This window comes from Gilliamella sp. B2785 (assembly GCF_026537005.1).
Taxonomy (GTDB): domain Bacteria; phylum Pseudomonadota; class Gammaproteobacteria; order Enterobacterales; family Orbaceae; genus Gilliamella; species Gilliamella apicola_E.
In genome coordinates this window covers 191083-215437 of record NZ_JAFNNC010000003.1, presented here as the reverse complement: position 1 = coordinate 215437, position 24355 = coordinate 191083, and the positions used below count along the sequence as shown (strand labels likewise).

General features: G+C 34.1%; 24 protein-coding genes, 1 tRNA gene and 1 pseudogene. 15 read left to right on the top strand and 11 right to left on the bottom strand.

The genetic code is table 11. From position 1 onward, the window contains the following. Nucleotides 1–232 precede the first annotated feature (232 nt). The 3 genes from gpsA to J3U24_RS05270 are packed head-to-tail and all read right to left on the bottom strand — an operon-like array spanning nt 233 to nt 2214. Nucleotides 233–1252, bottom strand: a complete 1020-nt coding sequence (gene gpsA / locus J3U24_RS05280; RefSeq protein ID WP_065735117.1) for an NAD(P)H-dependent glycerol-3-phosphate dehydrogenase — start codon at nt 1250–1252, stop codon at nt 233–235. A gap of 25 nt (nt 1253–1277) precedes the next feature. Beyond that, nucleotides 1278–1748, bottom strand: coding sequence for a protein-export chaperone SecB (gene secB / locus J3U24_RS05275; RefSeq protein ID WP_065563714.1), 471 nt, complete (start codon nt 1746–1748; stop codon nt 1278–1280). A 25-nt stretch (nt 1749–1773) separates the two neighbouring features. Further along, the gene (locus J3U24_RS05270; RefSeq protein ID WP_267337140.1) at nt 1774–2214 is read right to left on the bottom strand and encodes a rhodanese-like domain-containing protein; all 441 of its coding nucleotides are present in this window, start codon (nt 2212–2214) and stop codon (nt 1774–1776) included. A 130-nt stretch (nt 2215–2344) separates the two neighbouring features. On the opposite strand from J3U24_RS05270, the gene J3U24_RS05265 reads away from it, so the two are divergent. From J3U24_RS05265 to fruA, 12 genes are all read left to right on the top strand, one after another. Continuing rightward, entirely contained in the window at nt 2345–2848 is a 504-nt protein-coding gene (locus J3U24_RS05265) for a DUF4952 domain-containing protein (RefSeq protein WP_267337139.1), read from the top strand. 269 nt (nt 2849–3117) lie between these two features. After that, nucleotides 3118–4527 (top strand): glutamate--ammonia ligase, encoded by a 1410-nt coding sequence (gene glnA / locus J3U24_RS05260; RefSeq protein WP_065563711.1) that lies wholly within the window; start codon nt 3118–3120, stop codon nt 4525–4527. 74 nt (nt 4528–4601) lie between these two features. Continuing rightward, complete coding sequence (glnL, locus tag J3U24_RS05255) at nt 4602–5651, top strand: nitrogen regulation protein NR(II) (protein ID WP_267332421.1); 1050 nt, start codon at nt 4602–4604, stop codon at nt 5649–5651. Between the two features lie 11 nt (nt 5652–5662). After that, nucleotides 5663–7096: a nitrogen regulation protein NR(I) gene (gene glnG / locus J3U24_RS05250; protein ID WP_267337137.1), complete on the top strand. Its 1434-nt coding sequence runs from the start codon at nt 5663–5665 to the stop codon at nt 7094–7096. Nucleotides 7097–7296: 200 nt separating this feature from the next. Next, nucleotides 7297–8253 carry a siderophore ABC transporter substrate-binding protein gene (locus J3U24_RS05245; RefSeq protein ID WP_267337136.1) on the top strand — a complete coding sequence of 319 codons (957 nt, stop codon included), beginning with the start codon at nt 7297–7299 and terminating at the stop codon, nt 8251–8253. A gap of 8 nt (nt 8254–8261) precedes the next feature. Then, nucleotides 8262–9221 (top strand): ABC transporter permease, encoded by a 960-nt coding sequence (locus J3U24_RS05240; RefSeq protein ID WP_267337135.1) that lies wholly within the window; start codon nt 8262–8264, stop codon nt 9219–9221. Beyond that, nucleotides 9211–10182: an iron chelate uptake ABC transporter family permease subunit gene (locus tag J3U24_RS05235; RefSeq protein ID WP_065735126.1), complete on the top strand. Its 972-nt coding sequence runs from the start codon at nt 9211–9213 to the stop codon at nt 10180–10182. The genes J3U24_RS05240 and J3U24_RS05235 overlap by 11 nt, the downstream gene beginning before the upstream one ends. After that, nucleotides 10179–10934, top strand: coding sequence for an ABC transporter ATP-binding protein (locus tag J3U24_RS05230; protein WP_220225631.1), 756 nt, complete (start codon nt 10179–10181; stop codon nt 10932–10934). Before J3U24_RS05235 ends, J3U24_RS05230 begins: the two co-directional genes overlap by 4 nt. A 145-nt stretch (nt 10935–11079) precedes the next feature. Then, on the top strand, nt 11080–12117 hold the full coding sequence (cra, locus tag J3U24_RS05225; protein ID WP_220225632.1) for a catabolite repressor/activator: 1038 nt from the start codon (nt 11080–11082) through the stop codon (nt 12115–12117). Between the two features lie 189 nt (nt 12118–12306). Then, a complete protein-coding gene (gene fruB, locus J3U24_RS05220) occupies nt 12307–13497 on the top strand; it encodes a fused PTS fructose transporter subunit IIA/HPr protein (protein WP_267337134.1) in 1191 nt (396 codons plus the stop codon). 2 nt (nt 13498–13499) lie between these two features. Next, nucleotides 13500–14435, top strand: coding sequence for a 1-phosphofructokinase (gene fruK / locus J3U24_RS05215; RefSeq protein WP_267337133.1), 936 nt, complete (start codon nt 13500–13502; stop codon nt 14433–14435). A gap of 8 nt (nt 14436–14443) precedes the next feature. Next, complete coding sequence (gene fruA / locus J3U24_RS05210) at nt 14444–16186, top strand: PTS fructose transporter subunit IIBC (RefSeq protein ID WP_267337132.1); 1743 nt, start codon at nt 14444–14446, stop codon at nt 16184–16186. Between the two features lie 51 nt (nt 16187–16237). Here fruA and J3U24_RS05205 read toward each other — a convergent pair whose 3' ends face one another. Beyond that, a complete protein-coding gene (locus J3U24_RS05205) occupies nt 16238–16810 on the bottom strand; it encodes a TIGR00730 family Rossman fold protein (protein ID WP_267337131.1) in 573 nt (190 codons plus the stop codon). Nucleotides 16811–16952: 142 nt separating this feature from the next. Here J3U24_RS05205 and J3U24_RS05200 point away from each other — a divergent pair. After that, nucleotides 16953–17028, top strand: a tRNA-Asn gene (locus J3U24_RS05200). A gap of 505 nt (nt 17029–17533) precedes the next feature. Then, a pseudogene (locus tag J3U24_RS05195) lies at nt 17534–17774 on the top strand (transposase); the annotation flags it as partial. A gap of 59 nt (nt 17775–17833) precedes the next feature. Here the strand turns inward: J3U24_RS05195 and J3U24_RS05190 are convergent. The 7 genes from J3U24_RS05190 to J3U24_RS05160 all read right to left on the bottom strand — a co-directional run bounded on the left by J3U24_RS05190 (nt 17834) and on the right by J3U24_RS05160 (nt 23755). Further along, nucleotides 17834–18187 carry an immunity 22 family protein gene (locus tag J3U24_RS05190; protein WP_267330401.1) on the bottom strand — a complete coding sequence of 118 codons (354 nt, stop codon included), beginning with the start codon at nt 18185–18187 and terminating at the stop codon, nt 17834–17836. A 181-nt stretch (nt 18188–18368) separates the two neighbouring features. Further along, entirely contained in the window at nt 18369–19049 is a 681-nt protein-coding gene (locus tag J3U24_RS05185; protein WP_267337130.1) for a toxin-antitoxin system YwqK family antitoxin, read from the bottom strand. 123 nt (nt 19050–19172) lie between these two features. After that, nucleotides 19173–19583 carry an N-acetylmuramoyl-L-alanine amidase gene (locus J3U24_RS05180; RefSeq protein ID WP_267337128.1) on the bottom strand — a complete coding sequence of 137 codons (411 nt, stop codon included), beginning with the start codon at nt 19581–19583 and terminating at the stop codon, nt 19173–19175. Between the two features lie 358 nt (nt 19584–19941). Beyond that, the gene (locus tag J3U24_RS05175; protein WP_267337126.1) at nt 19942–20499 is read right to left on the bottom strand and encodes a hypothetical protein; all 558 of its coding nucleotides are present in this window, start codon (nt 20497–20499) and stop codon (nt 19942–19944) included. A 166-nt stretch (nt 20500–20665) separates the two neighbouring features. Next, the gene (locus J3U24_RS05170; RefSeq protein ID WP_267337125.1) at nt 20666–21667 is read right to left on the bottom strand and encodes a hypothetical protein; all 1002 of its coding nucleotides are present in this window, start codon (nt 21665–21667) and stop codon (nt 20666–20668) included. A 278-nt stretch (nt 21668–21945) separates the two neighbouring features. After that, a complete protein-coding gene (locus J3U24_RS05165) occupies nt 21946–22923 on the bottom strand; it encodes a hypothetical protein (RefSeq protein WP_267337124.1) in 978 nt (325 codons plus the stop codon). A gap of 109 nt (nt 22924–23032) precedes the next feature. After that, the gene (locus J3U24_RS05160) at nt 23033–23755 is read right to left on the bottom strand and encodes a hypothetical protein (RefSeq protein ID WP_267337123.1); all 723 of its coding nucleotides are present in this window, start codon (nt 23753–23755) and stop codon (nt 23033–23035) included. Between the two features lie 150 nt (nt 23756–23905). On the opposite strand from J3U24_RS05160, the gene J3U24_RS05155 reads away from it, so the two are divergent. Beyond that, nucleotides 23906–24211, top strand: a complete 306-nt coding sequence (locus J3U24_RS05155; RefSeq protein WP_267337122.1) for a polymorphic toxin-type HINT domain-containing protein — start codon at nt 23906–23908, stop codon at nt 24209–24211. Nucleotides 24212–24355 lie beyond the last annotated feature (144 nt).

Here is a 24355-nt window from a genome sequence, read left to right as displayed (position 1 = left end):
TGTTTTTATTGAACTTAGTAGCAGGTTAATCATTAAAAAAAGTTGAGGAACGGGGTTTTTGAGATCTTAAATTGGTGTTAGTCGTGTTTTTATTAAACTTAGTAACAGGTTAATCATTAAAAAAAGTTGAGGAACGGGGTTTTTGAGATCTTAAATCGATGTTAATCATGTTTTTATTAAATCGAGTTAATCACTAAATCAAAAAAAGTTGAGGAGCGGGGTTTTTAAAGATCTAAGACTCGCTTTTTAATTCTTGTTTTTGTGAGCGACCCAATAATGACATGGCTGCAAGTTTTGGATCTTTATGTTCGTAAAGCACTTTATAGATTTGTTCTGTGATAGGCATATCAACATGATATTTTTGAGCTAATGCCCAAACTTCTTTAGTATTTCGGCAACCCTCAACCACTTGAGCAATAATATCTTGTGCTTCTTGAATGGATTTGTTTTGACCTAATAAAATACCAAATCGACGATTTCGGGACTGATTATCTGTACAAGTAAGTACCAAATCGCCTAAACCAGCCATCCCCATAAACGTGGCAGGATCGGCCCCAAGAGCTTCGCCTAATCGCATCATTTCGGCAAGTCCGCGGGTTATTAAAGCTGTTCTCGCATTAGCACCAAAACCCAGCCCATCGGACAAACCAGCACCAATTGCAATAACATTTTTTACCGCGCCACCAAGTTGAACGCCAATAAAGTCTTTACTGCTATAAACACGGAATGATTTACTACAGTGAAATAAATTTTGGAGTTCAGTTAAAAATTGATCATCGGTTGAGGCAACGGTTACTGCTGTTGGTAAGCCTGATGCAACTTCTTTAGCGAAAGTAGGGCCTGAAATAACCGCTAATGGGATTTTATCACCCAATACTTCTCTGGCAACATCTTGTAATAGTCGACCGGTATCGACTTCAAGTCCTTTGGTTGCCCAAACAATTTTGCTATCTTTTCTTAAAAATGGTTTGATTTGTTTAAGAATGCTACCAAATGCGTGGCTTGGAACAACAATTAATAAAATTGGTGAAGCTGAAACGGCAGTTTTAAGATCCGCTTCAACTTGAAGTTGGTCAGGAAAAGAAATATCCGGTAAAAATTGTCTATTTTGTCTATCATGTTGCAAAATAGCCATCTTATCTGGGTTATGTCCCCATAATAAGGTTGAGTGACCATTTCGTGCCAGTAATATTGCCAGCGAGGTTCCATAAGAACCTGCGCCAATCACTGTCACTGCTGCATTTTTATTCATAAACATAGACTTTATTAACTAGTAATTACTGTAAAGTTTCAGTCGATTCGGTTTTAGCTTCTTGCTGTTGCAAATAGCTAATGAATAAAGCTTCAAAATTTACAGGTTCTAAATTAAGTTGTGGGAAAGTTCCTTTATTTACTAAGCTTGAAATAACTTCACGCGCATAAGGGAATAAAATATTAGGACAATAAGCACCTACACAATGTTGAATTTGAGCATCGTCAAATCCGATAAGCGAGAAAATACCTGACTGAGTCACTTCACAAATATATACAACTTCTTCTTGTTGTTTTACGGTTACTGTGACACGTAAAGAAACTTCATGCACACCTTCACTCAACGCTTGTGATGATGAATTTAGTTCTAAATTCATTTCTGGTTGCCATTGTTTTGTGAAAATTTCTGGAACGTTGTTTGTTTCAAATGAAACATCTTTGGTATAAATGCGTTGAATAGCAAATTGTGTTTCAGGTGTATTGTTTTGTTCTGTCATGATAAAACCTTATTTTAATATTATATTATTTTCTAACTAATGGTAAGTTTTCGCCGTTCCATCCAGCAATACCATCTTTTAATGTAAATACATGCAAAAAGCCCTGTTTGACTAATACTTCACCAATGCTTGCTGATGTTAAACCATTATCATCAACCACGATGATAATATCTTCTTTAAATTTTTCAATGGTTTTTGCGCAAGCATTTTTAATGTCAACGGGTAAAATGTTGTGAGATTCAGTAATATGCCCTTTTTTGAAACTATCTGCTGAGCGAATATCGACAATAACTGCGTTTTCTTTGTTGATCATACTAATTGCTTGCGCGTTATTAATTATTTTCACTTTTGATAATTTACTTTTCACGGTCATTACAATGATTGCAACGAATAAGACAATCCAACCTAATGAAAGTAAAAGGTGATTTTGGATAAAAGGTATAATTTCGAGTGTAACAAAGTCCATACTTTTATGATTACCTATTATTATTAAAAATAGGTTAAGATTATAACGATATTGTCTACTGAAATATAGACCTAAAGGGAGAAATCTTATTTTAAGCTAATAAGATTTAAAAGTTTTAAGGATTGAAACTATGTTATTTAAAAGATTTATTTTGTTGTCATTCATTTTCGTTACTTTAATTTCGTCAGCATTAGCAGAATCAAATAATCTTAATACTGACGAAATACTAAGCCTAGAGGAACTAAAGGAAGATAGTCAATCTAGTTCATTAGGGTTTGATCCGAATCTAACTTGTCGAGACTTTTTCCATGAAATTGATCCAAATGCCCCTGATTTTTTTCAATATGAAAAGTGTAGGACAACCGACTATGGGCAAACATGGCCTATTGAGGTTATTTATAAAGTTGAAGGTAAATATGCTAAGCAAGCTCATGAATATTTAATTAAGACTATGGGAATGGGCGATTTGAAATTCGTATGTTGTTATTGGGAACAACTAAAACCAGTAGCAATTGTCAATCCAAAAGATAATGTATTATATGAGGCTACATTTATTTCGGAAGAAACCCTAAAAAAGGATTGGGATAAAACAACCTTTTATTTAATAATAAAAGGTTATCGAAAAGAATCGTAGCTCATTCAAAAGAGCTAGCAAATTCACTTTTCATTAATGGCACCAAAATGTAACGCAAGTAGTAGTATGTTACATTTTGGTGCATTATTTTGGTGCTTTGTGCATTATTTTGGTGCATTAATGTTAATTTTTGCTATTATCTAACCAATAAAAACCGTTCAAAAATAGTGGTTAAAAAATTGGCATCAAATTTGCATATAATTTAATAAATAGGCAAATATGCCTTTGAACTGAACATTTATTTTATATGTCCTCAATGGAGAAGCTACATGTCTACACAAAAAGTTTTTACACTAATAAAAGAAAACGATGTTAAATTTGTTGATTTACGTTTTACTGATACTAAAGGTAAAGAACAACACGTTACCATTCCAGTTAGTCAAATTGACGCAGATTTTTTTGAAGATGGTAAGATGTTTGATGGCTCTTCAATTGCAGGTTGGAAGGGGATTAACGAATCAGATATGGTGTTAATGCCAGATGCATCAAGTGCCGTGATTGACCCATTTTTTGAAGATGTGACATTGAATATTCGTTGTGACGTTTTAGAGCCAGCAACATTACAAGGCTATGATCGTGACCCGCGCTCAATTGCTAAACGCGCTGAAGAGTTTTTAAAATCATCAGGCATTGCTGATACTGTTATTTTTGGACCAGAACCAGAATTCTTCCTATTTGATGATGTGCGTTTTGGAACGCCGATGTCAGGTAGTTTTGTTCATATTGATGATATTGAAGCAGCTTGGAACTCAGGTACTAAATACGAAGAAGGTAACAAAGGTCACCGTCCAGGTGTTAAAGGTGGTTACTTCCCGCTTCCTCCTGTTGATTCTTCACAAGATATTCGTTCTGAAATGTGTTTAATTATGGAGCAACTAGGTTTAGTTGTTGAAGCTCATCACCATGAAGTTGCAACTGCTGGTCAAAATGAGATTGCTTGCCGTTTCAATACATTAACTAAAAAAGCTGACGAAGTGCAAATCTATAAATATGTAGTACAAAATGTTGCACATGCTTATGGTAAAACCGCGACATTTATGCCAAAACCAATGTTTGGTGATAACGGTTCTGGTATGCACTGCCATCAATCACTTGCTAAAGATGGTGTGAACCTTTTTGCTGGTGATAAATATGCTGGCCTTTCTGAAATGGCTTTATTCTATATCGGTGGTATTATCAAACACGCTAAAGCAATTAATGCTTTTGCTAATCCAGCAACTAACTCTTATAAACGTTTAGTACCGGGTTATGAAGCACCCGTTATGCTTGCATATTCTGCTCGTAACCGTTCTGCATCAATTCGTATCCCTGTTGTTACTAGTCCTAAGGCTCGTCGTATCGAAGTTCGTTTCCCAGATCCAGCTGGTAACCCATACTTATCATTTGCTGCACAGTTAATGGCTGGTTTAGATGGTATTATCAATAAGATTCATCCGGGCGATGCGATGGATAAAAACTTATATGACTTACCACCAGAAGAGTCTAAATTAATTCCACAAGTTGCAGGTTCACTTGAAGAAGCGTTAAATGCTTTAGATGCGGATCGTGAATTCTTAACTCGTGGTAATGTGTTTACTAATGACACTATCGATGCTTATATCGATTTAAAACGCCAAGATGTTGATCGTGTCCGTATGACTCCGCATCCGGTTGAATTTGAATTGTATTACAGCCTATAAGTCATTATTTTATTATTTGAAGTTTTAACCACCGCTGTTTGGCGGTGGTATCTAATGAGAACGGAGTGCTTACGATGACATTTGATAATGAATCTGATGCGAATCTTGTTCTCGACTCTATGATAACCAATATTTTATTACTTGATAAAAAGCTCAATATTCTTTATGCCAATACTGCGGCACAACAATTACTAGCCCAAAGTTCTAAAAAAATATTAGAAAGTTGTCTTCCTGATTTGTTAGGGTATTTTTCGTTAGACCTTGATTTAATGCAAAATGCCTTAGATCAAAACCAAGGTTTTACCGATAGTGAAGTAAATTTAGTGATAAATAATGAACTACATATTTTATCATTGACGGCACAACTGCTTGCTAATGGTCATATTTTAATAGAAATGGCACCACTTAATAGCCATAAAAAACTAAGCCAAGAACAATTACAACAAGCTCAACAAAATGCAGCACGTGAGCTAGTCCGCGGACTTGCCCATGAAATTAAAAACCCATTAGGTGGGCTTAGAGGTGCAGCGCAGCTATTATCACGTGAACTGCCTAAAAATGAGTTGCAAGACTATACACAAATTATTATTGAACAAGCAGATAGATTAAGGAATCTTGTTGATAGGTTATTAGGTCCACAACAACGTTTACAACAAAAACAGCAGAATATTCACCAAGCTATTGAGCGAATTTATGCGCTTTTAAGTTTAGAAAAGCCGTCAAACGTAACGATTATACGTGATTATGATCCTAGCTTGCCTGAATTAGTACATGACTCTGAGCAGATTGAACAGGTAGTTTTAAATATCATTCGTAATGCGATACAAGCGATTGGTTCGAAAACAGGCTCTATCACAATAAGAACGCGAACGGCATTTCAGGTTACTTTGCATGGTCAGCGTTACCGACTTTGTGCTCGCATCGATATTGAAGATAATGGACCTGGCGTTCCAGTGCATATTCAAGATACGTTGTTTTATCCAATGGTAAGTGGTTATGAAGGTGGTAATGGTATCGGTTTGTCGATTGCTCATAATATTATCGATCAGCACCATGGAAAAATTGAGTTTAATAGTTGGCCAGGCCACACAGAGTTTTCTATCTATCTGCCCATCAAACAATGAGGTTAATTGAAATGAATGTTTGGATTGTTGATGATGATAGTTCGATTAGATGGGTGTTAGAAAAAGCACTTACTAATGCTCATTTTAATTGCATCAGTTTTTCAAGTGGTCAAGAAGTGATTGATGCTTTAGTGAATCACCCACAAAAACCAGCCGTTATATTATCTGACATAAAAATGCCTGGGATTGATGGCTTATCTTTACTTAATTATATTAAAGAGCAAATGCCCAATTTGCCTGTGATTATTATGACGGCGCATTCCGATCTTGATGCCGCTGTTAATGCTTACCAAAAAGGTGCTTATGATTATATTCCTAAGCCTTTTGATGTTGATGAAGTTATTCAACTGGTGGAACGAGCTATTTTACAAACTCAAAGCAATAAACCGAGCAGTCCTTCTAGCAGTAAAGCTTCTACTGGTATTATCGGTGAAGCTCCATCAATGCAGGAAGTGTTTCGTATTATTGGGCGACTTTCAAAATCATCTATTAGTGTGCTGATTAACGGCGAATCAGGAACGGGTAAAGAGTTAGTTGCTAAAGCATTGCATACCCATAGTCCACGTTCGCAGTCACCTTTTATTGCACTGAATATGGCTGCCATTCCAAAAGATTTAATTGAATCTGAATTGTTTGGTCATGAAAAAGGCGCATTTACTGGTGCAGCCCAAATAAGGCATGGTCGTTTTGAGCAAGCCAACGGTGGTACGCTATTTTTAGATGAAATTGGCGATATGCCGTTAGATGTGCAGACGCGATTATTAAGAGTGCTTGCCGATGGTCAATTTTATCGAATCGGTGGTTATTCACCGGTTAAAGTTGATGTTCGTATTATTGCCGCAACCCATCAAGATCTTCAAGCGAGAGTAAGAGAAGGTAAGTTTAGAGAAGATTTATTCCATCGCTTAAATGTTATTCGTATTTTATTACCGCCATTACGAGATAGAGCACAAGATATTCCAAAACTGGCTGAACATTTTTTACGTACTACTGCCAAAGAGTTAGGCGTCGAAAGTAAAGTGCTGAGTCCTGAAGCGCTTAATTTATTATGTATGTTTAATTGGCCGGGCAATGTTAGGCAATTGGAAAATGTTTGTCGTTGGGTGACTGTAATGTCGTCAAATAATGAAATTTTTGTTCAAGATTTACCTCCAGAACTTTTACAGTTATCGGTGCCTGCTACATCTGTTAATTATGACATTAATACCAATCCTCAGCCGTTAACAGATTGGAAAACGATGCTCGAACAGTGGGCTAAGCAAGCATTATTAGCGGGCCAAACAGGGATATTGACACAAACCGTTAGTGAAGTTGAACGGATTTTATTGAAATGCGCACTTAATTTTACTCGTGGTCACAAACAAGATGCTGCCAACCTTTTAGGTTGGGGACGAAATACGTTAACCAGAAAGCTTAAAGAATTATCCGAAGATTCCAATTATTAATTGACGTAGAATTGATCAATAATCAGCCTTTAATTTAATATTATTGGCTGATGTTTTTATAAGCTTATTAATTATTGATTTTTTTGTTTATCAAAGTTCATTGAACACTTATTTATTTTTAGTTACAATTCAGTCTAAATGATAATCATTCTATTTATCATTTACGCGCTTTTGAACTAAGCTAATAATTAGGAGTTACAATGTTTTCATCTATCAAATTTAAATTTTTAGTATTACTAACCGCTTTATTTGCTTTGGTTGGTTGTGATGATAAAAAAGAAGCACCTGCCGCTAATAAAACATCAATTGTTGTTGAACATGCTCAAGGTAAAACAGAGGTTCCTGAAAATCCGAAAAAAGTAGTCGTATTTAATACTGCAACACTTGATATTATTGATGCATTAAATATTCCCGTTACAGCAGTTCCTCAATCTGATGTGCATTTTCCCGAGTTCTTGTCTAAATATGCTGATAAAACTTATACCAATGTCGGTACATTATTTGAACCAAATTATGAAGTATTAAGTTCATTACAACCTGATGTGATTATTGCAGGTGGTCGGGCCAATGATGTATATAAAAAATTAAGTAATATTGCGCCGACAATTTCGCTTGATATTGATCCTAATAATTTTGTGGCTAGTTTGACGCAGCGTACTGAGCAGTTAGGTAATATTTTTGGTAAACAAGCAGAAGCTAAAAAACTAATTGCTGATTTTAATCAGAAAATTGATAGCTTAAAATCAAAAACTAGCACTGCTGGAACGGCTTTAGTGATTATGGTTAATGGCGGAAAAATGTCTGCTTATGGTCCTAAATCACGTTTTGGTTTTATTTTTGATGTATTAGGTTTTCAACCTGCAACAACATTCCAAGAAGCAGGACGTCATGGTAATGCAGTAACTTCTGAATTTGTATTAAGTGTTAATCCACAATGGATATTTGTGCTTGATAGAGATAACGCAATTGGTAATAAAGAAGCACAATCAGCACAACAGGTTTTAAATAACGAATTAATTCAAAAAACCGATGCATGGCAACAAAACCATATTGTTTATTTAGATTCTACTTCTATGTATATCTCTGGTGGTATTCAAACTTATAGTCGTTTGATGGATCAAATAAGTGATGTTTTACAAAAATCATCAGCAAATTAATATAAATCATGTCTAAAACGGTTTACTTTATTGCAGGCATTGTTTTTTTATTCGCAATGGCTGCATTAAGCCTTTTTATTGGTGCTGGGCATGTTACGTTAGCTGATTTATGGTCTGACAGTAATATGCGACAAATCTTTTTTGTTAGTCGAGTACCTAGAACAGTGGCATTATTATTAGCTGGCAGCGCGATGAGTGTTGCTGGTTTAATTATGCAACTCCTTACCCAAAATCGTTTTGTGGAACCGTCGTTAGTAGGTACAACTCAGTCGGCTAGTCTTGGTTTATTAGTGATGATGGTGCTTGCGCCTGGTGCAAGTGTGATGATGAAAATGGTGGTTGCCAGCTTATTTGCTATGGCGGGCACAATGTTATTTATGTTCATTTCTCGCAAAATTATTTATAAATCTGCCCTGATGGTGCCTCTTATTGGAATTATGCTTGGTGCGGTAATTAGTGCCATTTGTACTTTTTTTGCGATGTATTTTGACCTATTACAATCACTTGGTGGTTGGGAGTCAGGAGACTTTTCCGGAATCTTGCAAGGTCGTTATGAGTTATTATGGTTAGTTGGAGGTATTACTCTACTCGCTTGTTGGAGTGCAGATCGGTTCACTGTTGCTGGTTTAGGTAGAGACTTTTCGGTTAATGTTGGGCTTAATTATAATCGAGTCATGTTAATTGGTCTTGTTGTGATTGCTTTGATAGGTGGAATAGTCGTTGTGGTGGTTGGTGTATTGCCATTTTTAGGACTGATTGTTCCCAATATTGTCAGTTTATTATTTGGTGATAATGTTAGAAAAACGATTCCTTGGATCTGTTTATTAGGCAGTGGGCTTGTTTTGCTATGTGATATTATTGGACGCGTTATCCGTTATCCATTTGAAATACCAGCCAGTGTCATTCTTGGTGTAGTAGGGGCTATTATTTTTTTAGTATTGTTGAGTAAAAAATGTCATGCTAGTTAATCAAAAACGCCATATTTCTAGCCGAAAAACAGTATGGTTATTACTTGGTATTGCCGTGCTTTGTGTTGTTTTTTTCATGACATTTAATTTAAAAGGCAATATCAGCTACATTTTGACACACCGGACTTGGATTGTATTAACAATGATTTTAGTCGCCTTTTCGGCGGCAACGTCAACATTACTTTTCCAAACTGTTACAAATAATCGAATTTTAACACCTTCAATAATGGGGTTTGAATCACTGTTTGTGTTGATTCAAACAGTGGTAATATTTTTTATTGATGCCCAAGGTATCCCTTATATTGGTATTGTCGGTAAATTTATCTTTGAGTCATTACTATTAATTTTATTTTCTCTATTTTTGTATCGAGGATTATTTAACAAACTTAAACAAAATCTTCATTTAGTTTTATTAATTGGGATTATTCTAGGAACGCTGTTCCGTAGTTTTTCCAATTTATTACAACGTCTAATGACACCAACTGAATTTGCTGTATTACAAAGTCGAATTTTTGCAACATTTACTCGAGCTGAACCCGTACTAATTGTCTTTTCATTAGTTATTTCTAGCATAATTGGTCTATTTTTATGGCGAATGCGTTTTCGGTTTGATGTACTAGCATTAGGTCGTGATAATGCGATTAATCTTGGTATCGATTATCAAAAAAGTGTCACCATTATTTTATTATTAGTTTCGGTATTAGTTTCAATATCGACCGCATTAGTTGGCCCATTTACGTTTTTAGGCTTACTTATTGCAAATTTAGCTTACAGTATTAGTGGTTCCAGCCAACATCGCTTTTTATTGCCAACCGCATTTTTATTAGGAATTATTTTCCTTGTTGGTGGGCAAATGTTTTTAGAGCATGTTTTAAACATGGTTGGTGCATTATCTATTGTAATTGAGTTTATTGGTGGTTCGCTGTTTATCTTCTTATTATTGAAAAAGGTTCCAATGTGATAGAAATTGATAATATTAGTAAAAAATATCAAACCATATCTGTATTAAAAAATGTGAATGCGACCATATCACAAGGTGGAGTGACAGCTATCATAGGTCCTAATGGTGCAGGTAAATCGACATTATTATCAATTATTAGTCGTCTATTACTGGCTGATGAAGGACAAGTAAAAATACAAAGTATGGACGTGGTTAATACGCCAAGTGACAAACTTGCCACCTACTTATCGGTATTGAGGCAAGAAAACCGTTTTACTAGCAGATTAACTGTTTTTGAATTAGTAGGATTTGGACGTTATCCTTATTCAAAAGGGCGATTAAATAAAGATGACTTAGCACATATCCATCGAGCACTGGAATTCTTAAATTTAACTGAGTATAAAGATCGGTTTTTAGATGAACTTTCTGGCGGGCAACGACAACGTGCTTATGTTGCTATGGTGCTTTGTCAAGATACTGAGTATGTTTTGCTTGATGAACCGCTAAACAATCTTGATATGAAACACGCAGTTTCGATGATGAAACAGTTACGCCGAGCGGCCGATGAGCTCGGTAAAACGATTGTTATTGTTATCCATGATATCAATTTTGCCTCAGTTTATTCTGATTATATTTTAGCCATGAAAGATGGCCAACTTGTTTATCAAGGTAGTCCAAAAGAAATTATGAATTCAACTATTTTAGAAGATATATTTGATACGCCAGTAAAAATAGAAACGATCCATAACCAAAACATTGCTATTTATTATTAATAAAAGATTTTTTAACTAAAAGGGTTTAGATTCACACTAAATCCTTTTTTTCTTATAATTCGTTAAGTTTAAATGATAAGTTCTGTTTACATTTAATTTGTGTTCAGTTTAAATAACTGATGAATTTTTTTATTGAGATATATTCATGAAATTAGAACAAATTGCACTGTTAGCTGGCGTTTCAAGAACGACAGCCAGCTATGTAATAAATGGTAAGGCTAAACACTACCGAGTTAGTGATAAAACCATTGCTAAAGTGATGGCAGTAGTGAAAGAATATAATTACCAACCCAATGCTGTAGCAGCAGGTCTAAGAGCGGGGAAAACACGTACTATTGGTATCATCATTCCAGACTTTGAAAATATAAGTTATACCCGAATTGCAAGTTACTTAGAGCAGTTGTTAAGAAAAGAAGGCTATCAATTATTGCTTTCTTGTTCTGAAGATAATCCGGAAATTGAAAAAGAGTGTGTAAAACATTTAAAACAACGCCGTGTAGATGCTTTAGTCATTTCTTCATCGTTTGTTAATGATTCTGATTATGCGTTTTACAACGGTTGGCAAAATAGTGATACTCCTTTGTTTGCACTAGACAGAACACTCTCAACATCTGAATTTAGGAATGTTGTTGGATCTGACAAAGAAGATTCTAAAATGCTAGCTCAAGCTTTTAATCAATTTGTTGATGGAACAGTTGCTTATATTGGTGCATTACCTAACTTGTCTGTTAGCCAGCTACGAATGGAGGGTTTTAAGGAAGTTGCTCTAAATCATAGCAATAAAGTTGATTTTTTGTGTGCAAATAATTATAGTCGTCGCGATGCAGAGGTTACTTTTAGTCAATGGTTGGCAAATAATGATTTACCAAACGGCATTTTTTCCACTTCTTTTTCTTTATTACAAGGCACCATTGATGCAATTCTGAAAAAGTTTGGTCGTTTACCGGATAATCTAACAATTGCCACCTTTGGTGATAATGAGTTACTCGATTTTTTACCGTGTAAATTGATTGCGTTATCTCAAGATCATAAATCAGTATCAGAAGTAACCATTGAATTATTATTAAATAGTTTGCATAAAAAGAACTATCAACCAGGAACAACAGTCATACCGCGACGTTTAATTTATCGAGGTAGCCTGAGTCGAGAAAAATTGCTAAAAAGTCAAATTAAATCGTCATAGAGCTAAAAAGATTTACTCAAAAAGCTGATCTAGATCACATTTTAGGAATTAATAGATATAATTTATTTGATAATTAGGACGTTTATATTCATTATCGCTGAAACGATTCAATCATGATTCAATAACGATTATGGGATTGCTGAGTTGTTTTTAGTACATCCAATATTATAACCCAGAGGTATTTATTATATGTTTCATTTAGTTAAAGAAGATATCCATTTAAATGAACAAGCAACCAACAAAAGTGAGGCAATTAAAAAGATTGCAGCCGCATTAACTAGCGCTGGTTATGTTGAAGAAGGCTACGTTGATGGTATGCTTGAACGTGAAAGTCAAGCTGCAACTTATTTAGGTATTGGTATTGCTATACCTCATGGCACACCTAAAACTCGCCACTTAGTTAAAAAAACTGGGGTTCAAGTTTTTTGTTTTCCTCAAGGCGTAGAGTGGGGTGATGATGGCGAAAAAGCTTATCTAGCTATTGGTATCGCTGCGAGTTCTGATGAGCATTTAGAATTACTTCGTCAATTAACTCATGTCCTTGGTGCTGATGGCGTTGAAGAGCGAATCAAAAAAATCCAAACTGCCGATGAAGCTTTAGCTATTTTAACTGGCAAAGAAAGTGTAGAAGATAGTCAATTTGTAATTGATGAATCCTCATTATTATTGGATATACAAGCTGATAGCTTAACTACATTACAAGCTTTAAATGCTTCACGTTTAAAACAACACGATGCGGTTAATGTCAGCTTTATTACGAACGTACTTGATAATAAACCAAGTTATTTAGGTAATGGGGTATGGTTAAGTGACAGCCGCGAAGGCAATTTAAAAAATGCGATTGCTATTAGCCGTACGGTGAATGATCTTAATCAAGATGGCAAACCAGTTAAGCTTCTTATTACTATTTCAGCTGTTGATGATTCAGTTACAGCTATCGTGAATAACATTGCATCATTAGCTTATAACCAAAAATTAGCATTATTAATTTCTGCAAAAAGTGATGATTTTAATAATCTACTCCTTTCAGGGGATCATCCTGTATCATCTGAAACATCAGAAAATGTTAATGATTCATCAAACAGTGGTGCTAATGGTGAAGAATTAAGCCGAGTATTTGTTATTCCAAATGAAAATGGCTTACACACTCGTCCATCATCAGTTCTTGTCAAATTAGTTAAAGAGTTCAATAGCAAAGTGACGGTAGCTAATCTAGATGGTAAAAACGAGCCAGTTAGTGCAACTAGTTTAATGAAAATTGTTGCGCTAGGTGCGAAAAAAGGTAGCCGTTTACAATTTACTGCTGTTGGTAATGATGCAGAACAAGTATTAGATGCAATCGGTAAAGCAATTGAAAGTGGTTTAGGAGAGGGTGCTTAATCATGACTTATCGTGTTGCAACGATCACTTTAAATCCTGCTTATGATTTATTAGGTTTTTGTCCAAAAGTTGAGCTTGGTGATGTTAACTTAGTTCAAACTAACGCTTTGCTTGCTGCGGGTAAAGGTATCAATGTTGCCAAAGTATTATCTGATCTTGGTATTAAATTAACCGTGGGTGGTTTTTTAGGTAAAGAGAATCGTGATGGTTTTAATTTACTTTTTAAATCTCTGAATGTTGATGATAAATTCCAGACCGTTGATGGTCGTACCCGAATTAACGTTAAACTCACTGAAGAAAATAGTGAAGTCACTGACCTAAATTTTTCAGGTTTCACGATTAACGATCAAGATTGGCGAACTTTCGTTTCCAATTCTTTAGAATGGTTGAAAGAGATAGATATGGTTGCCATTAGTGGTAGTTTACCTGCTGGAGTATCACTGGAAAAATTCACAGAATGGATGAAACAAGTTAAAACAATTTGTCCTAAAGTGGTCTTTGATAGTAGCCGTGATGCTTTAGTAGCAGGGCTTAAGGCCAACCCTTGGTTAATTAAACCAAATGATAAAGAACTGGAAATGTGGGTAGGCAGAAAACTATCTACATTATCAGAAATTAAAACAGCAGCCATGGAAATTATCGATGGTGGGGTAGAAAACGTAGTAATTTCACTTGGCAGCAAAGGTGCTTTGTGGGTAACTAAACGTGAAGCATGGTTAGCCAAACCACCTAAATGTAAAGTGGTTAGCACTGTTGGTGCTGGTGATTCAATGGTCGGTGGGTTAATGTATGGTTTATTAAATAATAAATCAATCAAAGACACCCTAGTATTTGCATCAAGTGTTGCCGCTTTATCTGTTGAACAAGCTGGTGTTGGTGTGTCAGACCGTCAAGCGGTTACCAACATGTCGGAAAAAATTGAAATAATCGCTGGATAGGAGTATTCATGAATATATACATTGTTGAAGGTAGCAATTCAGGCCCAGTTAATGGGCGATTAGCTAAAGCGGAATTAGCGTTAGCTGCTAATTCTTTAAATTTTAAAATTGTTGATAATGCAACATCAGCCGATACTATCATTTCGGTTGGTAGCGGTAATATTAGTGACAAATCAGTTATTGGCAAAAAAGTTTATGTTGTTAATGATATAAATGATGTTTTTGCTGATCCTAAAAAAATCTTAAATGATGCACAAAGTAAAGCAACTGTTTATGAACAATCGACTGGTGATACTAGCACTTCTGTGGCAAACAGTGGACAAAAACGTATTGTTGCGGTAACTGCTTGCCCAACAGGTGTTGCTCATACATTTATGGCAGCTGAAGCGATTGAAGAAGAAGCGAAAAAACGTGGTTGGTGGTGTAAAGTAGAAACCCGTGGTTCTGTTGGTGTTGGAAATGAATTAACACCAGAAGAGATTGCTTCTGCTGATGTAGTTATAGCTGCATGTGATATTGATGTTGATTTAAGCAAATTTGCTGGTAAAAAACTTTATCGTACCAAAACTGGTCCAGCGCTTAAAAAGACCGCTCAGGAATTAGATAAAGCATTTGAAGAAGCAACAATTTATCAACCGTCTGGTTCTACTTCTGTTGCAACATCAAGCAATGAAAAGAAAGGCTTTTATCAACATCTACTAACAGGTGTGTCTTACATGTTGCCAATGGTGGTTGCAGGTGGTTTGATCATTGCGCTTTCTTTTGCTTTTGGTCAGTTCCAAGAAGTATTAAAAACAGTTACTGTACTTGAAAATGGCGTACAAGTTGTTAAACAAACTCTTGTAAATGAGCTTGTTGGTGAACCTCATTTAGCTCAAATTGGTGGTTTAGCCTTCTCGTTAATGGTTCCATTACTTGCTGGTTATATTGCTTACTCAATTGCTGATAGACCAGGGCTTGCTCCTGGCCTAGTTGGTGGTTTACTTGCAGTTTCAACTGGTGCAGGATTCTTAGGTGGTATTATCATTGGTTATTTTGCAGGTTATGTCGCATTAGCTATTACAAAATACTTACCATTACCAAAAAGTATGGAAGCATTGAAACCAATATTAATTGTGCCTTTACTTGCAACTTTAATTACTGGTCTTGTTATGCAATTTGTTGTTGGTACGCCAATCGCATGGTTAATGAAAATTATTACTGTATGGCTAAATACCATGAATGGTGCTAATGCTGTTATGTTAGGTGCATTATTAGGTGGTATGATGTGTACTGATATGGGTGGACCAATTAATAAAGTTGCTTATGCTTTTGGTACTGGTATGATTTCTTCACAAGTTTATGCGCCTATGGCTGCAGTTATGGCGGGGGGAATGGTTCCTCCATTAGCGATGGGATTAGCTACTTTAATCGCTCGTAAAAAATTTGCTAAAGCAGAACAAGAGAGTGGTAAAGCGTCTTTAGTTTTAGGCTTATGCTTTATCTCTGAAGGGGCAATTCCTTTTGCAGCGCGTGATCCGTTACGTGTTATCCCTTGTTGTATTGTTGGTGGTGCAATCACTGGTGGTATGGCATTAGCATTTGGTTCAACGTTAATGACGCCTCATGGTGGTTTATTTGCATTAGCAATCCCTGGCGTAGTTAAACCTGTTGGTGGATATATATTATCAATCGTTGCAGGCTCTGTAATTGCAGGTGTTGCTTACGCATTGATTAAGAAACCTGAATCACAAACAACAGCTATCGCATAATAATTATGCAACTAAAAACGCCATCAGTTGATGGCGTTTTTTTATATTAAATTATTTTTTTACCCAGCGTTGTAAGTCTTTTGGTATAAAGTTGTCCATTTTTTCTAACATTGAATCAGCAGTATCTGAGATAATTAATGTTTGATAAAAACTTTCTCGAATAAAACCTTCTTGTACTGCGTGCTTTAAAAAGTTCAGTAAAGGTTGCCAAAATTGGCTATTAAATAGTGCGACGGGTTTTTCATGATAACCAATTTGCATCCCTGTCCAAACTTCAAAAAGCTCTTCTAACGTGCCCGTTCCCCCTGGCATTGCAATAAATCCATCGGCAAGTTCAGTTAGTCTTGCTTTACGTTGATGCATATTTTCAACAACTTCTAATCGAGTAATACCAAGGTGTGCAGTTTCGGCTTTGACTAATTTTTCTGGAATGATGCCAATAACCTCACCACCATGATCTAAAACGGAATTAGCAATTATGCCCATTAATCCTTTATTGCCTCCGCCATAGATTAATCGTCTATTTTGATTGGCAATAACCTTGCCTAATTGCATAGCCGCTGTACGATACTCTGGACGATTCCCTTCACTAGCACCACAAAAAACACAAATATTCTTTTTCATAAATTTTACTCTACTTGTTAATCTGTACTATTTTAGCATAGTATTCACGCTATTTGCTTACAAGCTGAGCAGTTAAACTTAATTAGTGTTTTATAGATTGACATAATCGTCATAGATAGTTAATATTCTGTCCGTCAAGTGTTCCTCCATAGTTCAGTCGGTAGAACGGCGGACTGTTAATCCGTATGTCACTGGTTCAAGTCCAGTTGGAGGAGCCAACTTTCCACTTCATCTCATATCTATACATCTCTATTTGTTTATAAATCAATATCTTGTATTTTTTTTAGTATTCCTCTTATCCATATAGATCTATCAATTTAATATTTTTTCGGGTTCAAATGAGGGTAAACAAAAATACTCATTTTTTCCCAAAGGGAAAGAAATTTATGCCAAAAATAATAAAAAGATTGACTGATAATCAAATCAAAAATAGCCGAGTAAAGGATAAAAATTTGTATCTAAGAGACGGAAATGGTTTAGTTCTTATTGTTCGAAAAAACAATATTAAAAACTGGGCTTTTAAATATACGATCCTATAAATAAATTTGTGTATTTGCCTATTTTTGAACTACTCTAATGATAAAAAATAGGTAGATAAAAAATAGACGAAAAAAGATTAAGAGAAATGGCCGTAGAGCTTGCCAAAGTCATAAAGACTCAGGAAGATTTAGGCAAATTAACGGGCTTTATGAATAAACTGGTGATTGAAAACGGTGTCAAATGAAGAAATGGCGCAGACATTGGAAAATATCAGCCCCTTCTTTATTTATTCTAAGAATATTCGCAAAGCGATTTATATCACTAATGCAATAGAATCTTTAAATAGTGTTATTCGTCATGCTATCAAGAAACGTAAGGTTTTCCCGACCGATGACTCAGTTAAAAAGGTCATCTATTTAGCGATACAACAAGCTTCTAAAAAATGGCAATGCCTATCCAAAACTGGAAAATAAACAAAATATAGGATAGGGTCAAGCTAACTTAAGGGTTGGCTTTATGATTTATTTTTATTGTTTTTTGATATTACTCTTCATATTCATATACTCCAAGAAAAAATATATTACTATTCTGTTTAACTTCTCCGTCATATTTATATTTATAAACAGCAATTAAGGAATTATAATTTTTATCTTCACTTTTTATTTGGTTTATAAATGTTTCTGAATAAGAGATAGGTTCAATAAGATTTTCAACTGAAAGAAAATCTCCAGCACAATAAGCTTCTTGAAAATCTTGATCATAATAGTCTATTTTAAAGTCTTTAGTGAATTGAGATCTTGGCAAATCTTCATTGTCTAGATATTCCATTAAAAGATAATTTTCTAATTGTTCATTATCTTGAAAATTACCAATCCAAATTGAAACATTTTTTTTCATTATTATTTTTTTATTTATATGAGAATAATCCTAATGGTAGAGCATTTCTACCTCCTTTTAATCTATAGTCAGCCCAGTTATTTAATCTTCTTATAAAAAGCGGTAAAATTGTTGTTCTGGGTTGATAGGCTGGTGCGGACGCCATTGGATTTTTATTTTTTCATTTTTTAATTATTTATTATTACGGTATGGTGAAAAGCTCTTTTAACTCAGTCTCATATAAATCATCAAAATTGTAAATTTTCTTTGAAACAACTTTTCCATTCTTATATTGAGTTACGATTTTATAGTCTTTGCCGAATTTATCAGGATGATAATAGGTGGTTTCGATTAAATCGCCTTTTTCATCGTATGTTTTCCATAATCCTACAGGTATTGTGGTAGCATTATACATATCCATAACCCCTTCATATTGCTTAACGCCATTTTCAAAGTAAATAGTAGTGAGTTTGGGTAATTCTAAAGAGTCAGTAACTATTGTTTCTATATGATTTATTTGTCCATTAGGATAATATCTAACATATAATACATCTCCTTTTTTAACTTCATCTCTTACATAACGGATGAATTTTAGTTTTCCATTTGGGTAAAATCCTTGAGCAGAAATGCCGTCTCGTTGATATGATGACATATAATACACAGATTCTAATTGACCGCCTTGAGTATAGTAAGTTTTTATATAATCCGCTGCTTTATTGCCATTGATATAATATTCATACCGTAGAAAACCCTCCGGTGTATTGGATTCTTTAATTCGTACTGAATTTGAAGGGGGAGCTTCGGAAATCTTTTTTTCTTCAATGCGTTGAACACATGCCAAAATGCCAACAAAAAAAATAGACACTATTAGTAATTTTTTCATTTTATTCTTAAAAATGTTTATCAATGTTGATTTCTAACCCTTGAGCAAGTTGCTCTGCTATTAAGTCCATATTGTCCTAAATACTTTTTGCATCTTTAGGGTGTGTAATATAACCAAGCTCGATTAAAACTTTATCTTTCGTTTGATTTTTCCCCCAAGAACTCCTACATTATTTCTAGCATCAGGGTGTTTCTTTCCTATACTGACAACAGTATAACAACTAAAAATATCATTAGCTAATTCTAGCCCTTTTTTATCTCCTTCATAATAGATAACATGCGCGCCGGAAGTAAAATTGGTTAAGCCATCTGCATGAATAGAAATAAAATAATCCGCTTTGTTGTTATTAGCTATATCACAGCGAAAATAGATCGCTTCTTTATTATTGGCAACTTTAACAACGTTTTTACTATTTCCTTGGTATAGGTAATGGAGCCCTCTACTGTGTATTCTATTTTTGTTTTTTCTTCTCCATTGACTAAAAAGGAACCGGGTTATTTGAATACAGGTTTTGGGTAGTATCGGTATTTTCAATTTCCCTAAGACTGAGCACTAATTTACCTTTTCGGGGAGTACCGTAACATTTGGCAACCAGATAAATTTTGTCACCCCAAGAGGCTTGATTTAATTTTAAATAGGTATATTCATTAGGTTTATTCGCGGCATTTATTTTTTTGCAAAATAGGCATCCGCTACATTAATATGAAAATCAGATTAATGTAACAAATCATAGACAATTTGATTGGGGTTGGCTGAATAGGAATCGGTTTGAGGTTGTAATACCTTGTTGTCGGGTTGATTGGGTTATGATTGTTTATTGTCCGGCTAGGTTGCTCTTTTTTCCATTTTGGGTTGTAGACTTATTTTTTGTTTATGTATCTAACTTTTAATATTATTTATTTTTGACGTTGAAACATTTAGGATCATCAATTGAATTTATGATTAAATTAATTTCATTTCCTTTCTTTCTTGACATACTATATTTACAGATTTGAATAGTATTTCCTGATTGGATTTGTTCCATGGATATTAATTCTAATAAGTTGTTTTTATCCTTTTCAAAGATGAATTTATCAACCGTTAAATGTCTGGTTTCTTGTATAATTTCTAAGGTATATTCTTTTTTACTTACTTTTGTCAAAGTAAATGTTAGATCATTTCTATCACCATAGTTACTAATTAATAATTTATAGTTTTCTTTAAATTTTATATTTCCTTGTTCTATTTGAATTATAAAATGATCATACTGTTGATCCGATGCTAAATTTTTATGGAGTTCCCCTGCATTATCAAATTGAATATGAAAAATATTATTTTTAATAATATCAGCTTCGCTCTCATCTTGAATCTTTTGTTTACTATAAACATTTTTAACTTGTCCTTGACAATAAAAAGTTAATATCATTATTAGAATAAAAAAGATTCCTTTATTTTTTATTAATACACTCATTATATTTCATTATACCTTTTAATATTTCTGTAAACTTCTTTCTTTCTTCTAAACCATTGGGGACTTTTACATTTCATTAATTGCTCATGATACCAATAAAATATATGATTAATAGATAAATTAAATCAAAAATAATTATATTATACTAAGCGTGTTTAACATTGTCCTATTTTTCAAACTCACCGATTAAAATTCGTCCCCCTCGATCTTCAGGATCTGGTTTATCATGGAATGATGCATGATAAATGATGAATTTATCTTCATAAAATCCAATTGGATAAGAGGCTGAAAAAAAGCCTGTAAACTTTTGTTCAAACCAAGTTTGTCCATAGTCATAAGAATATCGGAAAATAGGATAAAGGGATGAAATAAGTTTATAGTCGCATACAAAATTTTTATAGCGATAATATCGGCTTCTATCCCCTTTTTCGAAAGTATATAAAAGCTCTTCTTTATTATTATAATAAGAACCTCCACCTTTAGACTTATTTTCATTGAATTTAGTAAAAAAATATTCACCATCCTTATAAGTCAGCACATCATAATTATTATGTAATTGCTGTATGACGGTTTTTGTATTATTTTTCGGGTCGTAGCGAATGACTTGTTTGGCATCTAGAATAAGTAATGTATCATCAGCAGTAACCCAAAAAGAACGGTTGTTTAATTCGTAGGGTAAAGGATACTGTTCCTCTCGATTCAATAAATTAACCAGTTTTAATGCCTTGTTATGGGAATACACGGCATATTTTCCATTAAAATTATAATAGGAGATATCAGCTTCAGAATCATATTCATCTATTTTAACGATTTTTAAACTGTTGTTATCTAAAAGATACATGGAATTTTTTTTACTGTTGTCTGGTAATCTACTTTGAGCTTTTATTAATGAATAATCATTGCTGGGATAAATCCATCTCATCTCTTGTTCGGGAAGCGATAACTCTTGATAACTTTTGCCCCGATCTTTCGATACATGTATTACTGCTTGATACCCTCTTTGGCTTGAATCAAAGGCATTAAGATCTTTATTTCCAATCAAAATAATGGTGTTTTCATTGGGGGCTATAAAATCTTCAAAACGAAAAGCAGACATCGGATCTAAGACAGTTGCTTGGTCGGTTAATTGGTATAATTGATTAAAATCGTATTTGGCTATCCATTTCATATTTCCTTGTTTATCGGGATTACAGCTGAATAAAAAAAGGCTTAATAGAGTAGTGATAATCAATTTATTATTTAGGGATATCATCATAAAAAACACTCTAGTTACATATCTTTTGTTATCGGACTCTTGTTATTAAATTTCAAAAAAACTAACGCCATTATAATGATTAGTTTTGAATGATTATTCTTTTTAATTTACTCATTTATATCGGTTTACTTACCACCGTTCATAATTATGAGAGTGATAAGCATAATAATCGTTTGTTTACTACACAACCTTTAATTCAATTCATCAATTTGTTTATCCACAAATTTGCGTTCGACAAGCTCACCGTCTTTATAGGTTTCTGTGTACAAAAGTTTGCCTTTTTTAGCAGAAGAATAGGGAACATAATAGGGAATAGAGCCGTCTTTTAACTTATATTCTAATTTATAAAACTTGCCTTCACCCTGTATTAACCCATTTTTATATTCGGCTTCAAAATATGAAGTACCAATTAAATGGTTTACTTTCTTCTCAATCCATAAACCTTCGCGAGTATGGTTTTTAACTAAACCTTGCTCTTGATTATCTTTATAGTTACCATTTTTAGGATAGTAACGAATAAATTTGCCTTCGTCATTTAGTTGATATTGATAAAACGGTGTTTGTGTTATTCCGTCCTCAGTAAAGGAATAGTCTCGGGTGGAAATGATCAGGTTTTCATCTATATAAAAAATTTTACCATCTGTAAAACCCATTTCTCCTGAGCGATTATAATAAATTCTTCTAGAATCAACCTGTACTCCATTTTTTAAGGATAACAGATATATAGATAGATTTAGATAACTGTTAGATTCTGATTTTTGTATTGCTAATTTTAAGATTTTATCGCCTTTTTTGAGGTATTTGAATGAAATAATAAAAGGTATCGCTTCTTCTTTATATAAATTATATCTGCTAAAAACCTCATCAGAATCTGAATATTCTATTTTAAAAAGTTTAGGATTATAATTTACGGTTTCCTCACAACCAAGTAAGGAACAAAAGCTATCCCTACTTCCATATCTATGAACAAAATTATTGTACAACTCTGCAATTGAATCTTCGTTTTTTGCTTTATGGAGTATTGCCCGCTGCCCTAATGGTGGTGATATAAGTGCACCTGACAAATCTTTTGCTGTGTCGGGAGTGGCAGGTGTATAAGTTATTATCGGTTGCCCATACGAACAACCCAACCATAGAGTCAATGTAAGTAAAATAATTATTTTATGCATAGATATTAGGGATTTCTCGAAAGTTATAAATAGATAAATGAATATTATATACGGTATGTATTTTATTTCTATTTAGTTAAACTAATACAATCCGCATAATCACTCATTTTTATTCAGGAACAAAATCACTAATATTATTAAAGACGATATGATAACCATCACCCATGTTTAACTTTATTTTTTTATAGGTAAATTCAACAAACAGGCTTTGTAATGAGTGAAAATCACGCTCTTTTTTAGATAAAAACTTTTTTGCATATTCAATATACTCAGGGCAACAATCCTTATATTTTTCTGGGTTATCGATTATTTCATTCTGATAGAACTGTTTTTGAACCAAATAAGACTCTTTTCGGATCTCATCAAAATATCTTTCATGGCAAATGGCTTCTAGCTGTGGTGTAGTTTTAATCGCTGTTGATAAAATAAATTTACCTTTATTGTTATGTAGCAGTATATCTTCTTTAAAAGAAAATGGTAAAAATACATTTCCCCTATCAATATCATCAATTAAGTTTTGAGAAACCGCATATTCTATTTCACCAGTTAATAGGAAATCTTGATCCTTGTTATCTATAAATTCTATTTGGAGATCATCTATACCCAGATACAGCTTTTTAATGATAAAAAGCGTCTTACCTTTTTGTACCAGTGAAAAGTCTTCAGGGTTTAATCCTTTTAATGCTAATTTTTTACTGCCTAACTGAATTAAAACAGGATCATGGTCTAACACAATGACTTTGCTAGAGTTTATGCTTGTTTTTTCCTCTTTATGCGCATAAGCACAAGAAGTCAAAAAGCTAATGAGTAAAAGTATAGCTATCGTTTTCATTATTTTCCTAATTAAATAGTAGTATGTATAAAATCTATATTAAATCCCCAATGTTCATGATCATAATGATTTTGAACACCTGAGTTTACACCGGAAAACTCTACCAAACTTGTCGAAACGCCTATTCACACGCAGTAAGGTATTAGAAAAATGGAACAAATTCGCGAGGGCGATCTGGTTTGGTCGCAGCACGAAACCATTGAAACCACCGCCGTCCCCCCTTTTTACACCAAAGAAGGCTGGAAAGACGCCGCCGACCTTACCAAACAATACCACATACAAACCAAAAATAAAAAATGGTATTGTGTAAAAGGACAAAATTTTCTTTATACTAAGAAAAAAGTCTATAATTTTGAAGTTGAAGATTGGCATACCTACTTTGTCGGCAAACTCGCTTACCCGGTAAAAACAGCAAAATCGGCAGGGAGGTATTTGAAAGGATTATGCAAGGATTAGAAAGGCAGGAAATCAGCGAATTAAAGAATTTTGGGATAAACATTCTAATAAGTGGAGAAATATAAAAGATGCGGAAATGTCCCATATAGAAGATGCCGTAAGTTGGTGGAACAGAGAAGGACGAAAATTTGGCCCCAAAAGCAA